A 13,676-nucleotide genomic window follows, 5' to 3' on the forward strand; every position below is an offset into this window, starting at 1 on the left:
ATGGGGCTGCTTATACAGCTGCCCCTGAGGTGGGTTTAGTTTGCGGCCACACTGGCTTTTTGTGTAGCAACCCAGGTTTTTACCTTTTGTTCCAGCACTGCCATAGGCACTGCACCGCTTAACAACACTAAATCGTGAAAAGCGCGAATATCAAAGGTATCACCAAGTTCAGTTTTGGCAAACTGACGCAGCTCAACAATTTTCAGCATGCCCAGTTTGTAACCCAAAGCCTGACCCGGCCAGGCCATATAACGTTCAATTTCTGAAATCACATCAGAAGACGCCGTGCCTGTGGTTTGTGCCATATATTGCACTGCCTGTTCACGGCTCCACTTTTTGGCGTGCAGACCTGTATCGACCACCAGCCGTACAGCACGGAATAACTCTGCTTTTAATCGGCCCAGATTGCCAAAAGGGTCGTCCTTATACATACCCATTTCGTAAGCAACCTGCTCCGCATACAAACCCCAGCCTTCAGAATAAGCGTTATAAGAAGCCAGGCGGCGCAACAATGGCAATTGATCCTGTGCCAGATTTAATGCGATCTGCCAATGATGCCCAGGGTTGGCTTCATGATAGGTTAATGATTTTAAATCAAATTTAGCATTGGCTTTCATATCTGCCAGGTTAATCCAATAGATACCTGGTTTGCTGCCATCAATCGAAGGGCTGGTGTACTGGCCACCGGCGGCGCTGTCCTGCACTTCCACCGGAATACGGCGCACTTCCACATTGTAAGGCGGGCGGGTGGCAAACTGCTCGCTGATACGTTTATCCATTTCGGCAATATAACCGTTTAAATCCGACAACAACTGGGCACGGCCTGCGTCTGAGTCTTCATATAAAAAACGGCTTTCTTCGTTCAGCGCCGTCATGCGATCGCCAACAGTGCCGTCGTGATAACCATTGGTTTTGAGGATACTATCCATTTCTTTGCTGATACGCGCCACTTCATCCAGACCAATCTGATGAATTTGATCCGGCGTTAAATCAGTGTCACCTAGCTGTTTCACTGAATACGCATAAAAATCGCTGCCATGGGGCTGCGCCCAAATACCGGCTTCACTGCGGCCATGTGGCAAAGTGGCTACTACATCGGCCACTAACTGCTGGTAAGCCGGCGCGACTACAGTGCTAATCAGTTTGGCTGCTTTATCCAGCAACTGCTGTTTTTGCTCCGGGGTCACAGCTGCTACTTTGTCTATTTTGCTGGCAAAATCTTTATAAAGGGCATGGTTAGTGCTGTTGTCGCTGTAGCTTTGCAAAATTTTCTGGGCTTTATCCAACAAGACGCGGGGTGGAATAAAACCGTTTTTGACGTCGGTGTGAAACTTATCACTGACGGCTTTCAGGGCAGGACCGAATTTTTCCAGCCGGCTTAAATAAGCTTCAGCATCGGTGATGTTGTTCACCGGATGGGAATTGACTAAAGCACCGGCCATATCGATGGTTGGGCCGTTGATTTGGTTGATAATAAAAGGCGAATGCCCCATCCAGACATCAATATAACCCTGCGGGAAACGGCTATCGCCGGCGTAAAAATTCAGAATATTGGCCATCACGGCCAGGTTATCCGCTGCAACAGCATCGGCAGGTTGTGGCATGGCCTGCAGTTTGGCGGCAATAGCGGCCATTTTGCTGCGAAGTTCAGCTTCACTGCTGCTGTTATAGATTTCCATTTCTGTCTGATACGGCTGACCTACTTGTTCGACACTGAGGTTATAAGCCGAGGCACTGAGTGCCCTGGCCTGAAAAAGCGCCTGAGTGGCTTCCTGATACAAAGCCGCGGCAGCTTCTGCCGAATACAGTGGCGCCTGCACTGTGGCTGCAGGCGTGGCGGGGGCAGTGCTGGTCACTGGCGCTTCAGTACATTGGGTCAGCAGTAAACTGCTGGTTATCGCCAGACTTAACAGAGATAAACGCATCAGAACATCCTCAGAATTCAGGGGGAAAGAAAAACCGTACCATCATACACAATGGTTTTCTGAATGCAGCTGGTTTTTGTATACAATCTGGCAAAGCGGCACAGCTGTTTGTGCAGGGTTAGGCCGCCCAAGCTTTATCAGCGGCTCAGCTCGCCTAAGCAAGGTCAAGAAGTTACAATAACGCCATTGTTGTTTTAGCTTCTAAGCTCTGTCACCTCAGTTATGTCAAATCAGGCGTTATCAGCACCTTATGAAAAATCCAGCACCGGTTACCGCCGTATCACCTGGATTTTAAGTTTTGCCGCTGTGGTGGTGTTTGCCAATTTACACGCCTTGCAACCTTTGTTGCCGGAGCTTAGCCGCAGTTTTGCCTTAAGCCCGCTACAAACCAGCTGGAGTTATGCCATTGGCACGCTGGCACTTGGGGTGAGTTTATTATTTTATGGCGCGCTGTCCGACGCTATAGGCCGTCGTTCTGTACTGCTCTGGACTTTATTGGGCATGCTGGGTGCCACAGTGGCCATTACCCAGGTTGAGTCTTATCACAGCTTATTATTCTGGCGTGCGGTGCAGGGTTTTTGTCTGGGTGGTTTGCCTGCCATAGCTATTGCTTATATGGGTGAGGAGTTAAGTAAACCGGCATTATTGGCAGCAGTGGGTTATTACATTAGCGCCAGCTCTTTAGGCGGCATTTCCGGCCGGGTGCTGGCAGGTTTTTCGGCGGAACTCGGGCATTGGCAATGGGCATTCTGGCCTATGGCGCTGCTGAGTTTGCTGTTAGTGCTGCTGTTCTGGCGGTATTTGCCGCCATCTCAACATTTTGTTGCCAAGCCTTTTTCCTGGCGTCAGGCGCTTAAAGACAATGGCTATCATCTGCGGCAAAAAGTGCTGCTGTTGACCTATCTGATTGGTGGCCTTAACTTTTTTATTTATTTAAATCAATACACTTATATTAGTTTTGCGCTGTCGCTTGCGCCTTACCACCTGTCCTCCGGCTGGATAGGTTTATTGTTTTTAACTTATCTTACCGGCACTGTTGGCTCTGCCATGTCGGGCAAAGTCAGTAAAAAGCTGGCGCCGCCTGATGGCATGGCGCTGGGTATTATCATTATGATTTTTGGTACTTTAGTGACCTTATTGCCGTTTTTAACCGGTATAGTGCTGGGCTTTTTTATCAACGCCTTTGGCTTTTTCTTAACCCACAGCCTGGCCACCGGTTGGGTCAATCAGCACGCCACCCACGCCAAAGCCAGCGCCAGCGCACTCTATCTGGTGTTTTATTATCTGGGGGCCAGTACAGGCGGTTTATACCTGCATCCATTCTGGAGTTATGCCAACTGGCCTGGTGTGGTGCTTGGTTCAATTTTGATGTTATTGCTGACGTTATGGCTGAGTGTGCAGCTCAGGCCTTTTGTGGCGGTAAAATCAGCCTGAGTTTGCAGAACAGAAGGCGTGACACTGAAATCAGCTGGGTTGATTGTGTTAAGACTGAGTTTCGCCTCGTAACAAACCCATTTCCGCCGCCGTCAGTTGCCGCATTTCTCCTTCGGGCAAATAACCAAGCTCAAGCTGATTAATTTGAGTGCGTTGTAAATGCAGCACTTTTAGCCCAACTTCACGGCACATATAACGAATTTGCCGGTTCAGGCCCTGCGTCAGGGTGATTTGGAAACGATGGCTGTCCAGCAATAGCACCTGACAAGGCAAAGTCTGATAAAGATGTGGCCCCACCTGATAGCTTAACCCTTGAGCTAAGCGCTGTAGCATCAAATCCTGCAATGGTTTATCGACTGTCACCTGATAGGTTTTTTCATGGGCAAAACTGGGGTGCATCAGTTGCTGCGCCAAAGCGCCGTCGTTACTCAGCAGCAATAAACCACAACTGTCTTTATCAAGGCGACCCAGCGGAAATAAGCGTTGCGGCAGGCTATCAAGCAGCTGTTTTAAACTGTCTTTTTTGCTGTTGAGATTACAGTCGATGCCAACGGGCTTGTGATAAAGCCAATATTGTAAAGGTGCAGGTTCGGGCAGTGGCTTACCATCAAGCAAAATAATATCGCCGGTTTTCACCAGATAATGGTGCGGCTCGAGCTTCCCATTGACTGTGACTCTTTGCGCAGAAATCAGCCTTGCTGCAGCTTTGCGTGAACAAAGTCCACTTTGTGCCAGCGCCTGATTTAACCGCAGGCCAACCAGAGGTGCAGCTTTATCAAAGCTTTCCATGGCGCTGTCTCGCTGATCTTTTGCCGTAGTTTGTGCTGGCAGAGTTTGCTTGCATGGTGCTTGGCGTGTGTTTGCGTATACAGCTGTTGTGCAGAGGATAACACCTAAGCCTGAGATCTCAGGCTTAGGTATTTCATCATCGCTTAAACTTGTGAACCTGCCGGTTTAGCGGCACGTGGTGTTGTGTTGCTACGCTGGCCAGTTGTTTGTTGGCTATTTTCGCTGCGACGTGGCGCTGGTTTGCCATGGCTTGCTCTGTTGCCACCGGCGTTGTTGGTGCTATTGCCGTTACCAGATTGGCCATTGGCTGCCTGTGGCCGGCGTGGCTGGCCTGAGCGGGCTGCTGGCTGACCATTGGCTGAAGATGGCTTTTTCTGTTGTGGCCGTGGTGGACGGGGTGGGCGCACTGTTAAGTCGTGGTCGTTCGGCGCATTGCTGACAATACCACTGAGTTCAGCCACCGGAATTTTCATCCCAATCAGCTTTTCCACTTGTTTTAACTGTGGCATTTCATCCGGACACACCAGGGATACGGCTAAACCAGCTTTACCGGCACGACCGGTACGACCAATACGGTGTACATAATCAGCGGCTGAACGTGGCAAGGCAAAGTTCACCACAAAAGGCAGCTCAGCAATATCAATACCACGGGCAGCAACGTCAGATGCCACCAATACCCGCACTGAATTATTTTTAAAACCGGCTAAAGCGGCGGTGCGGGCGTTCTGGCTTTTATTACCATGAATAGCTGCAGCGCTGATACCAGCGGCTTCCAGTTTTTCGGTCAGGCGGTTGGCTTCGTGTTTGGTGGCCATAAATACCAGCACTTGTTGCCAGTTGTTTTGTTCAATTAAAGTGATCAAAGCCCCGGTTTTTTGACCTTTGCTGACGTGATACACCTTTTGTTCAATTTTTTCAGCAGTGCTGTTTTCTGGCGCCACGTTGATCATCAACGGATCTTTCAGCAGCTTATTAGTCAGTTGTTTGATTTCATTGTCAAAAGTGGCTGAAAACAGCAGGTTCTGGCGGATTTTTGGCAGCAGATTCAGAATTTTCTGAATGTCGCGGATAAAACCCATATCCAGCATCCGGTCGGCTTCATCCAATACCAGAATTTCAACTTCGTTAATTTTAACGGCGTTCTGGCCAATTAAATCCAATAAACGGCCTGGGGTTGCGGTCAGAATATCCACACCACCACGCAACGCCATCATTTGTGGGTTGATGTTGACACCACCAAATACCACCAGATGTTTTAATTTTGGATCCAGCAATTTGCTGTATTTAGTGACTTGTTCACCAATCTGCGCGGCAAGCTCGCGGGTTGGGGTCAGAATAAGGGCGCGGGTAGGGCGCGGGTGTTTAGATTTGGTCTGGCTGAGTTTTTGTAAAATGGGTAACACAAAACCAGCTGTTTTACCGGTGCCGGTTTGGGCGGCAGCGAGTAAATCCCGACCCGCCAGCACCGCAGGAATCGCCTGTTGCTGGATAGGTGTCGGCTGGGTATAACCTGCCTGTTCAACAGCTTGTAAAATGGCAGGTTGTAACCCTAATAACGAAAATGACATGCATAACCCCAAATATTGTCAGCACGCCGAAATTGGGGGGCTGTACAAAAAAGTCGCGCATTCTAACCGGTATCTGGCTGAAGTGCTATCACAATGCTTCAACCCCCGCTAAAGCACTGAATTTACACCGGCTGTTTTTTACCTTTTTGCTTAAGCAAAATGCCTCGCGGCAATAGTGCATAAACCTTTACCAACAGAGCCAAAGCGGTCACCATGCACCAGTGGCACATCGGGCAGCAGTTGTTGTAGCAGTTTAATGACACCTTTGGCCGCTGAAGCGCCGCCGGTTAAAAAAATCACATCAGGTTTGGCTGCTGCGCTGGCAAGGCTATGTTCTATCAGCTTTTTAATGCCGTTCAGTTCAATATAAATGGCCTGATCCAACATCAACAGGTCGATGTGTTGCGTAAGTTCAGCTTCCAGGCGATTGAGTTCCACCAGCACTTTATCCTGGTCGGCCAGGGCTATTTTGGCTTGTTCGGCTTTTTGCACCAGGTAATAACTTAAATGCTGCTGATAGAGTTTCAGTAAACGGCTGACTTTGTGTGGTTCTGTCGCGAGCTTAATTAAACTCTGAATTTCAGCGGCACTTTGTTCGCGGTAAAAATTTTCCTGCGCCTGAATATCAATAATATTGACTGCATCACTAAACAGGGCATTCGGCAACGGCCGGCCGGTATTGGCCTGACTGCCGCGGCCAAGCAGTGGCATTAAGCTGTAAATCGCCAGTTTAATATCCATATCCACACCACCAATACGGCGACCGGCATGACCCAATAAGTCGTTGCTGCGGTCGGTCTGCGCGGCCAGCTTGGGGCCGAGGCGAATCAAACTGATATCGCTGGTACCACCACCAATATCCACCACCAGCACCAGTTGCTCTTGAGTTAAGCTGCGCTCGTATTCAACGGCAGCGGCCACGGGTTCATAAGCAAATTGAATTTCCTGAAAACCCACGTCTTTGGCCGCCGAGCGCAAAATAGCTTCAGCTCTGTCGTCGCCCAAGGCACCGTCTATCCCCTGAAAATGCACAGGCCGGCCCAGCACGGCATAAGGCAGTTCAGCGCCACGCGCAGTTTCGGCTTTTTGTTTAATGTCTTTAAGCAGCAAAGTGCTGATTTGGCGGTAAATCTGGCTTTGAGCCGGAGTTAATCTGGAGCCGAGCATAGATTTAGGCGAGCGGATAAAAACCCCAGCCAGCGGATTGGCGCTGTATCTGGCGTGGGCACTCTGGCCCAGGTGCACCGTGGGTTCTTGTTGCAACAAACGGCTTAAACTTTCGTTGATATAAGGCTCGTCTTCGTCGTGGTCGTCGCTGCGGTTTTTTTCAATATAAAGCGCCGAGCTTAAATAAGGGCTTTGACCGTCCAGCGGCGCCAGTACCGGCTCGTTGTTGTTTAACCAACCGGCAGTACAGTTTGAAGTGCCAAAATCAATTCCGGTATAACAAGGTGACATGAAAAAATCCTGAAAATAGACGTTGCCAGCTGCAATCAATCAGCTCAGCCAACAGCACAGCAAAAAAGCCGCACAGTATAACGACAGCGCCTTTGGCCGTCAGCACAATGCTGGCACTGATTTTGCAAAATTTGCCAATATCGAAGCCGGGGTGAAGGTTAGTGCAATAATAAAGCTGGCCTAAATGCATCCCATCAAAGGTGAAACACAAATGAAAACAACCAAAACAGCCTTGTGGGCTGCAACAGCATTGCTGCTGGCCTCTTGTGTGCAGTTGCCGGAAAAACCTTTGGAGCGGCAGCAAACTGCCGTGCTGCAGCCAGAAACTGCCGTCACGCCGCTGCTTTATTACACTGAGCGTATTGCCGACCGGCTGTTTCAGGATTTAAAACCAATAACACCAGGTGCTATTGCGGTGGTGAGCTTTACCGACGTCAAATCTCTGGCGCCGGATCCTTATAATTTGTCGCTGAATTTACTCGGTTTGCAGTTGCAGGAAAGTATGCTGACTGTGGCCAGCCAGTTAGGTTATCAGGTGAAAGAGCTGCGTTTAGCCGCTTCGGTCAAAGTGTACGCTGACCATGAACGTATTTTAAGCCGTGACATCAGCGAACTTGCCATGCAGCAGTCGGTGCGTTATGTCATTGCCGGCACCCTGAATCAATCTGAAAATTACACTACAGTAAATGCCCGTCTGGTCGATATCCAGAATAATACCGTGATTGCAGCTGCTTCTGACTTAGTGCCAAGTTCGGTACTCGGCAGTGCAGAACAAGTGCAGTTGCGCCAGCAAATGTTATATCGCAACAGCCAATAAATCCGGATAACCACAAGGCAGATGGGGCGAAATGGGGATAATAATGATGACGGCTAAATTTATGATGTTAACGCTGTGCCTGGGGTTAACCGCCTGTGCTTCAGTTGATAAGTGGAACAAAGCGGTAGACGCGCAGCATCAGGCCGAAGACAAAGCGCTTTCGGAAATGAAATTAAAAACCACGGCCACGCTGCCTGTGGTGCCAACAGGCGCTGGTAACTCTCCTTTATATGTTACACCGGCTTTGTACGACGGTGCTTCTTATCAGGCCACCCGCATGGCTGCCCAAAAAATGCAGCCGACTTATTTGCCGCAGTCGCAGGTGACAATCAATCATTATATTCAGGGCATGATGCATGATTTAGTGGCGAATTTAGATTTAGTCAAAGACGGCATGATTATTGGTGTCACCAGTTTTGTTTATCTGGATGCTGCTTATGATCAGGCCGACTTGTTGGGCAATCAGCTGTCTGAAGGTTTTATGCATGAAATTCATCAGTTTGGTTTAGCTGTAGTCGACTTTAAGACCACAGATTTTATCCGCGTCACCCCCAAAGGTGATTTTGTGTTCAGCCGTGATTTTATGGAACTGCGTGAAGAGCAGCCGATTGAATTTGTGCTGGGTGGCACTTTAGTGGCACATCAGGGCGGTACTTTAGTGAATGCCCGCATCGTTTCTGTTGCCAGTAAAAAAGTACTGGCAACAGCGCAGGGTTTTATTCCGCAAAATGTAGCCAACGGTGTGCAGCCTTCATCGGCACAAGGCAAACTTTATTTAAAGCAGGGTGAATAAGATGCGTAAATTAACCCTGCTGGTATTGCTGCTGCAGCTAAGTAGCTGTAGTCAGTGGTGTGATTGTCAGAGTACCAAAGCCGACAGCAACAAAGATGTTAGCCATAGCACAGAGCCGTCGTTGTCGGAACAAATGCAGCAGGAGCAACAAGTTGCCAGCAGCGTTGCAACTGATGGCACTGTGATTGAAGACAGAGCCATGGCCGAAGCGCCACCGGTGCAGTCAGTGCAAACAGTCTCTCAGCTGGATAAGCTGATGGCAGAGCCAGGCGCCAAACCTATCTGGCCGGTGGTCAGCAAACCAGGTTTACAACGCAAATCTTTACCTTCAGAGCAGCAGGCTGCTTTTCAGCAAGACAACAGTGCGCATATGGCGGTAATGTCGGTTTATCCGGATTTGCCACAAAGCCGTAAACAACTCACCGATTATGCCGCTCAAATGGCTTTTAAACTGGCCGGTTTTGACGAATTAAAAGGGGCCAAAGTGGGAGTTACCAGCTTTGTCGAGTTTGATGACAGCCTGCAGCAAACCACGGCATTGGGTAATCAGTTTGCCGAAGCTATGGTGACCTTGCTACCTCAATACGGTGTTGATGTGATTGAATATAAACTCACCCGCGATATTGATGTCAGCCCAAGAGGGGATATTGCCTTGTCGCGGGATGTGCGTGAACTGCAAGAAGAAGTGGGCATGGACTATGTGATGACGGGAACCTTGGTGGCAACACGCCGTGGTATTCAGATCAATAGCAGAATAGTGTCGGTACAAGGCCATAAAGTGATAGCAGCTGCCAGCACCATGGTGCCACATCTGGTGTTACAACAAATTCAGCCTTAAAAGCGTGGCGGTAGTTTTGGTAAAAAAGCCAAAAAACTGTTCCGCGGCATAGATAAAAACGACAAAACGGCAGCTTAGCGCTGCCGTTTTTTATTGGTTTTTTTATTGGGTCTCATGCAAAGCCCCCGGATCAGCAAGGATACCTCCCATTTTGCTTGGGTGATTTTTGCTGTTGGACTTTGGCTGTAGCAGTTTATGCAGCGGACCTTTTGGTGCTCAGATTATTTCAGGAAAAGGCTATTTCAGTAAAATGTTCTATCGGGGAAATAAAGAGTGGAGATTGCTGCCATTTGCCAAATGGCGGCCCCAACAGGAATCGAACCTGTAACTGCCCCTTAGGAGGGGGCCGTTATATCCATTTAACTATGGGGCCATTTGTTTCTGCTTTGTGCTGAAAAGAGGCAACAACACAAAGGCGCCACATGCTGCTAAAAATGTGGCCTTTTGTCAATTGATGGCTGATTTATTTGCGGTATTTGTTTGATAATCAAACAGCTGAGTTAAAAATGCTGCTGTTATTCTTGTTCTACCCATTCATCCTTGACCACAGTTTTAGCGGCCTGGGCTAAATCACCGACTTGCACATTGGCCAGCAGTTGACCATCCACACTTTGTGCCCAAGCTGCTTCGTGACTCAGTTGTGTAATTTTGACTGTCATATTGGTCACTGCCAACAAAGGCTGGGTTTGACCAAAGTTGTCATTCAGTTCCCGCCGATGCACCAAAGTGAAAGTATCACCGATTTGTACCCCATGTGCACTGCCAAGGTTGAGCAAAACCTGATTGTCCCGCACCTGTAACAGCTCTGCGACTACAGGCTCACAACGAATGGCTTCTTCTACATCCAACACTGCGGCGTCCAGCACGCGCTCGGCTGCCTGACCATAACTGCTTTGCCAAAAACGATGGTATTGCGGGTCCAAAGCTGTGGTTTTACGCACCCGCCAAATAGCCGACGTCTGATATTTTTGCTGCAGTACCAGACGGGCTTCTGCTAAATCAAACACCGATAATTGCAGATGGTAAAAACGTTCGCGATCTTTGTCAGTCCAGAACTGCCAGTTGGTGCCGCTGCTTTCGCCCAAAGACACATCGTTGAGCGTAGCGCTCAGCACATAACGGGCACCATATTGCCGCGCTATCGCTTTACGTTCGTTGTAGCTTAAGCGACCCACATCCAGCGGGGCAGGCAGAGTTTGGGTCCAGCTGCTTTGGCTGAGCTCCGTCAGTTTGTCGTTAAAAAGTTCACTGCTGACTTTACCCAGTTCAAACAGGTCGCCAATTACGGCTTGTTCAGGCACTTTTAGTTTAAAAGGAGCTATGAGTAGCTTCTTTTTATAAGCAACATTAGGGCAGGCGGCTTCACCCGGCACTATGTCGGCTCTGATAGTCACTTCAAAAGTACCGTTTGTTGCGCGCTCCGATACCAGATGCACCTGCTGTACTTCACCGTGGCTTTTAAGCTGCATACTGTCTTGTGTCAAAAGACCGTCAGTGACTTGCTGTACACTGCGCACTGACACGCCGGCAAACAATAAAGCCCGTTTAACCGCATCTTCAGTGGCCTGAGCCCTTGCTGCGGCCTGATCGCCGTTACGAATAGCCGCCTGACCCGTGGTTTCATACCACTCGGCCTGCGCCTGTCCTGCCAGGATCAGCAACATGGCAGCTGCTAACTTTTGCATATTGTGTTCTCCACCTCTTGATACAAGGTCAAAGCAATTAACGTGCCTGCTCTGTTGGAAACATAATTATGGCTTGAATTCTGCAAGGTTTCTGTTGAATAAGGTTTCCACAAGGGTATCAGTCAGGCGCCATCAAACTTTGCCACTGGCTGTGCCAAACGACAGAAGGTGAATAATGAACAAATTTTTGCTGCCATTGTTAGCCAGCCTGGCACTTTCAGGTTGTAGTTTGTTTATGGATAAAGAAGTGCAATGGGAATCTGTGCCACCGGATAATTTTCCGCTGATCAAAGCTGTGGGTTATGCACCTTTAACAGAACAAAAAGCCAACAGCGAAGAAGAACGGATGCTGATGGCGATGAAAGCTTCCAAGCTGGAAGCTTATAAAGAGCTGGCGGAACAGGTATATGGCCAAAAAGTAGATTACAAAGTGACGATGGGGCAGGCGCTGCTTGGTAATGAACAGCTGCGAGCTTCATTACAAGGCGTGATCCGTGGCGCCAGAGTGGTGAAAACTTACCCGGTAGGGCAGTTTTATGTCACTGAAATGGAACTGGATTTCAGGCAAGTGTATGACCTGTACCAAAATGCCCAGCCGGTTCGGCGGGTGAAGTCAGTGAAATATTATTAACCAGATGGCTGAACACCAAAAAACCAAATAAAAACAGCGGCCATGAGCCGCTGTTTTTATTGAGTAAAACCATTCAATTCAGGCCTTAATACCACTGCCTTTGTTGTCGACCGCAGGTTTGCCTTTGGCCGTATAAGTCAGGCCGGATTTGCCACGGTTTTGCAATAATTCATGTTTAAAGCGTTCCACTATTAACTGGCTTTGTTGCAATGTCAGGCTGTTAATTTCGTTTTGTTCTTTGCACTGCTGCAGCACATCGTCAATAGCCTGCAGTTTTTCAACAAACCAGGGCTGGGTTTTCAGTTCAGTTAAGTTGGGAATTGCGGCAATTTGGGCGTCAAGTTGCTGAATTTGTTCTAAGCATTCCAGTTTAACTGCACAACACTTATCAAGCTCTTCGACATTACGGCTGGCAATAGCGGCCAACTCAGATTTTAATAACGCCAAAAGCACCATAAGGTGCTCTTGTTGTTTTTCGAACAAAGGAAGGATGAGGGCCGGTTCAATCATTTTTTGTCGAACAGTTCGCCTTCGAACTGCATGATCCGTCTGGCCAGTGCTTCCACATTAATTTTGTATCTGCCTTCAGCAATGGCTTGTTTAATTTTATCGACCTTTTCCTGATCGATGCCAGAACTGTTGCTCGCTTTCTCCTGCGCTTTGGTAAACTGCTGCGCCTGAGTAGTCAGAGACACCGAATCCTGCTTTTGTGCTGGCGCACTCATATTCACTTGTTGCTGTGCAACTTGTTGTTTCTGAATGCTTTGATCAACTTTGTCAGTTTTCACTGTGGTGGCGTTCTGCACACCTTGATTGACATTAATCGCCATAATTCACCCCTCATCAGACCCTTTGGCCTATTCCTTAAACTCTTTAACGGCCGCCGGCACAAAAACTTTAGAACTTTTTACAACTTTATTTCGGCTTTTTTGACCGCCGTAACAACAGCACTGATAATTCGTTGTGATTGAATGTTTTGCAACCGCACAGTGTCGCCAAAACTGCCATCCTGCAACGCTGTTGCCTGAGTGCTGACCGAGAGTGTGCTGGAAATACCTTCAATTGTAACAATATCGCCCTTACATACAAGACAAAGATCAGACTGTGTCAACATTTGTCCGGCATTCAGCGCTTTTTTAGTTCTGGCGCCTAATACCTGTTGTGGATCTGCAACCAGCTGGTCCCTGCTTTGTATGACATCAATATCGGCCGTTTTAAGCATTTCTGCAGTTAAATAACTGCCCGCCGGTATTTTTTGATTACTGACGACCGCGCTTAGCATCTGGCGCATCCGCAGCGGCACAAACAGCTGCCAGCCGTTGTGGTCAGGACAGTGGATTCTGACAGTATTTTGACGCTGAAGTTTTGGCGTCACCAGACTGAATTCGGGTTGGCTGTCACAACTTTTGTCGGCAAGACGTGTATCCAGCGGATAAAGTTGTGCCTGCAGCTGGCTCTGTTCCATTTGTTGCAGTTGTTGTTGCAACCAGGCAGAAGCCTGAGCGGACAATTCAGCCATGCTGTAAGACGCAGCAGAGGCACTGTAACTGCAATGTAAAAACAGTACTGACAACAGCAATTTGGCGACAGTCAGGGGCAAAAATTTATCGTACATTTTCATAATGTTTCAGCTATGCTTTATCGGCAAAGGGCTATAACATACCAAGTATGTCAATTTTTCAGTGACTTGCCGCAGTCTTTCCTCCGCTGCAAGAATCGATCCTGAAATTTTCTGGGA

13 protein-coding genes and 1 tRNA gene are annotated in these 13,676 nt (G+C 48.5%); 5 read left to right on the forward strand and 9 right to left on the reverse strand.

What is annotated here, in order from left to right; translation table 11 throughout:
• Positions 1-35: 35 nt before the first annotated feature.
• Complete coding sequence (locus RCH83_RS06770; RefSeq protein WP_306520321.1) at positions 36-1,925, reverse strand: DUF885 family protein; 1,890 nt, start codon at positions 1,923-1,925, stop codon at positions 36-38.
• Positions 1,926-2,147: 222 nt separating this feature from the next.
• On the opposite strand from RCH83_RS06770, the gene RCH83_RS06775 reads away from it, so the two are divergent.
• On the forward strand, positions 2,148-3,359 hold the full coding sequence (locus RCH83_RS06775) for an MFS transporter (RefSeq protein ID WP_306520322.1): 1,212 nt from the start codon (positions 2,148-2,150) through the stop codon (positions 3,357-3,359).
• Between the two features lie 48 nt (positions 3,360-3,407).
• Here the strand turns inward: RCH83_RS06775 and RCH83_RS06780 are convergent, their stop codons facing one another.
• From RCH83_RS06780 to yegD, 3 genes are all read right to left on the reverse strand, one after another.
• Positions 3,408-4,148 (reverse strand): pseudouridine synthase, encoded by a 741-nt coding sequence (locus RCH83_RS06780; RefSeq protein WP_306520324.1) that lies wholly within the window; start codon positions 4,146-4,148, stop codon positions 3,408-3,410.
• Positions 4,149-4,291: 143 nt separating this feature from the next.
• Positions 4,292-5,716, reverse strand: coding sequence for a DEAD/DEAH box helicase (locus tag RCH83_RS06785; protein ID WP_306520325.1), 1,425 nt, complete (start codon positions 5,714-5,716; stop codon positions 4,292-4,294).
• 150 nt (positions 5,717-5,866) lie between these two features.
• Entirely contained in the window at positions 5,867-7,174 is a 1,308-nt protein-coding gene (gene yegD / locus RCH83_RS06790) for a molecular chaperone (protein ID WP_306520327.1), read from the reverse strand.
• Between the two features lie 211 nt (positions 7,175-7,385).
• Between yegD and RCH83_RS06795 the strand changes: the two genes are divergently transcribed.
• From RCH83_RS06795 to RCH83_RS06805, 3 genes are read left to right on the forward strand one after another with little or no spacing between them, the layout of a single operon-like run.
• Positions 7,386-7,991: a FlgO family outer membrane protein gene (locus RCH83_RS06795; RefSeq protein ID WP_306520329.1), complete on the forward strand. Its 606-nt coding sequence runs from the start codon at positions 7,386-7,388 to the stop codon at positions 7,989-7,991.
• Positions 7,992-8,034: 43 nt separating this feature from the next.
• Positions 8,035-8,784 carry a FlgO family outer membrane protein gene (locus RCH83_RS06800; RefSeq protein WP_306520331.1) on the forward strand — a complete coding sequence of 250 codons (750 nt, stop codon included), beginning with the start codon at positions 8,035-8,037 and terminating at the stop codon, positions 8,782-8,784.
• Position 8,785: 1 nt separating this feature from the next.
• A complete protein-coding gene (locus RCH83_RS06805) occupies positions 8,786-9,622 on the forward strand; it encodes a FlgO family outer membrane protein (RefSeq protein WP_306520333.1) in 837 nt (278 codons plus the stop codon).
• Positions 9,623-9,920: 298 nt separating this feature from the next.
• Here the strand turns inward: RCH83_RS06805 and RCH83_RS06810 are convergent.
• Positions 9,921-9,995: transfer RNA gene (locus RCH83_RS06810), tRNA-Arg, on the reverse strand.
• Between the two features lie 142 nt (positions 9,996-10,137).
• On the reverse strand, positions 10,138-11,307 hold the full coding sequence (locus RCH83_RS06815) for a flagellar assembly protein T N-terminal domain-containing protein (RefSeq protein ID WP_306520335.1): 1,170 nt from the start codon (positions 11,305-11,307) through the stop codon (positions 10,138-10,140).
• A gap of 175 nt (positions 11,308-11,482) precedes the next feature.
• Between RCH83_RS06815 and RCH83_RS06820 the strand changes: the two genes are divergently transcribed.
• A complete protein-coding gene (locus RCH83_RS06820; RefSeq protein WP_306520337.1) occupies positions 11,483-11,938 on the forward strand; it encodes an LPP20 family lipoprotein in 456 nt (151 codons plus the stop codon).
• A gap of 78 nt (positions 11,939-12,016) precedes the next feature.
• On the opposite strand, the gene flgN is transcribed toward RCH83_RS06820, so the two are convergent.
• The 3 genes from flgN to flgA all read right to left on the reverse strand — a co-directional run bounded on the left by flgN (position 12,017) and on the right by flgA (position 13,559).
• Positions 12,017-12,448, reverse strand: a complete 432-nt coding sequence (gene flgN / locus RCH83_RS06825) for a flagellar protein FlgN (protein WP_306520339.1) — start codon at positions 12,446-12,448, stop codon at positions 12,017-12,019.
• Positions 12,445-12,768: a flagellar biosynthesis anti-sigma factor FlgM gene (gene flgM / locus RCH83_RS06830; RefSeq protein ID WP_306520341.1), complete on the reverse strand. Its 324-nt coding sequence runs from the start codon at positions 12,766-12,768 to the stop codon at positions 12,445-12,447. Before flgM ends, flgN begins: the two co-directional genes overlap by 4 nt.
• A gap of 77 nt (positions 12,769-12,845) precedes the next feature.
• Complete coding sequence (gene flgA, locus RCH83_RS06835; RefSeq protein ID WP_306520343.1) at positions 12,846-13,559, reverse strand: flagellar basal body P-ring formation chaperone FlgA; 714 nt, start codon at positions 13,557-13,559, stop codon at positions 12,846-12,848.
• Positions 13,560-13,676 lie beyond the last annotated feature (117 nt).

The sequence above is a fragment of the Rheinheimera sp. genome, from assembly GCF_030824435.1.
Classification (GTDB): domain Bacteria; phylum Pseudomonadota; class Gammaproteobacteria; order Enterobacterales; family Alteromonadaceae; genus Pararheinheimera.

Excerpts from the sequence above, each read along its gene's own strand:
- RCH83_RS06770 (WP_306520321.1), bottom strand. The coding sequence starts at position 1,925 with ATGCGTTTATCTCTGTTAAGTCTGGCGATAACCAGCAGTTTACTGCTG.
- RCH83_RS06775 (WP_306520322.1), top strand. The coding sequence starts at position 2,148 with ATGTCAAATCAGGCGTTATCAGCACCTTATGAAAAATCCAGCACCGGT.
- RCH83_RS06780 (WP_306520324.1), bottom strand. The coding sequence starts at position 4,148 with ATGGAAAGCTTTGATAAAGCTGCACCTCTGGTTGGCCTGCGGTTAAAT.
- RCH83_RS06785 (WP_306520325.1), bottom strand. The coding sequence starts at position 5,716 with ATGTCATTTTCGTTATTAGGGTTACAACCTGCCATTTTACAAGCTGTT.
- yegD (WP_306520327.1), bottom strand. The coding sequence starts at position 7,174 with ATGTCACCTTGTTATACCGGAATTGATTTTGGCACTTCAAACTGTACT.
- RCH83_RS06795 (WP_306520329.1), top strand. The coding sequence starts at position 7,386 with ATGAAAACAACCAAAACAGCCTTGTGGGCTGCAACAGCATTGCTGCTG.
- RCH83_RS06800 (WP_306520331.1), top strand. The coding sequence starts at position 8,035 with ATGATGACGGCTAAATTTATGATGTTAACGCTGTGCCTGGGGTTAACC.
- RCH83_RS06805 (WP_306520333.1), top strand. The coding sequence starts at position 8,786 with ATGCGTAAATTAACCCTGCTGGTATTGCTGCTGCAGCTAAGTAGCTGT.
- RCH83_RS06815 (WP_306520335.1), bottom strand. The coding sequence starts at position 11,307 with ATGCAAAAGTTAGCAGCTGCCATGTTGCTGATCCTGGCAGGACAGGCG.
- RCH83_RS06820 (WP_306520337.1), top strand. The coding sequence starts at position 11,483 with ATGAACAAATTTTTGCTGCCATTGTTAGCCAGCCTGGCACTTTCAGGT.
- flgN (WP_306520339.1), bottom strand. The coding sequence starts at position 12,448 with ATGATTGAACCGGCCCTCATCCTTCCTTTGTTCGAAAAACAACAAGAG.
- flgM (WP_306520341.1), bottom strand. The coding sequence starts at position 12,768 with ATGGCGATTAATGTCAATCAAGGTGTGCAGAACGCCACCACAGTGAAA.
- flgA (WP_306520343.1), bottom strand. The coding sequence starts at position 13,559 with ATGAAAATGTACGATAAATTTTTGCCCCTGACTGTCGCCAAATTGCTG.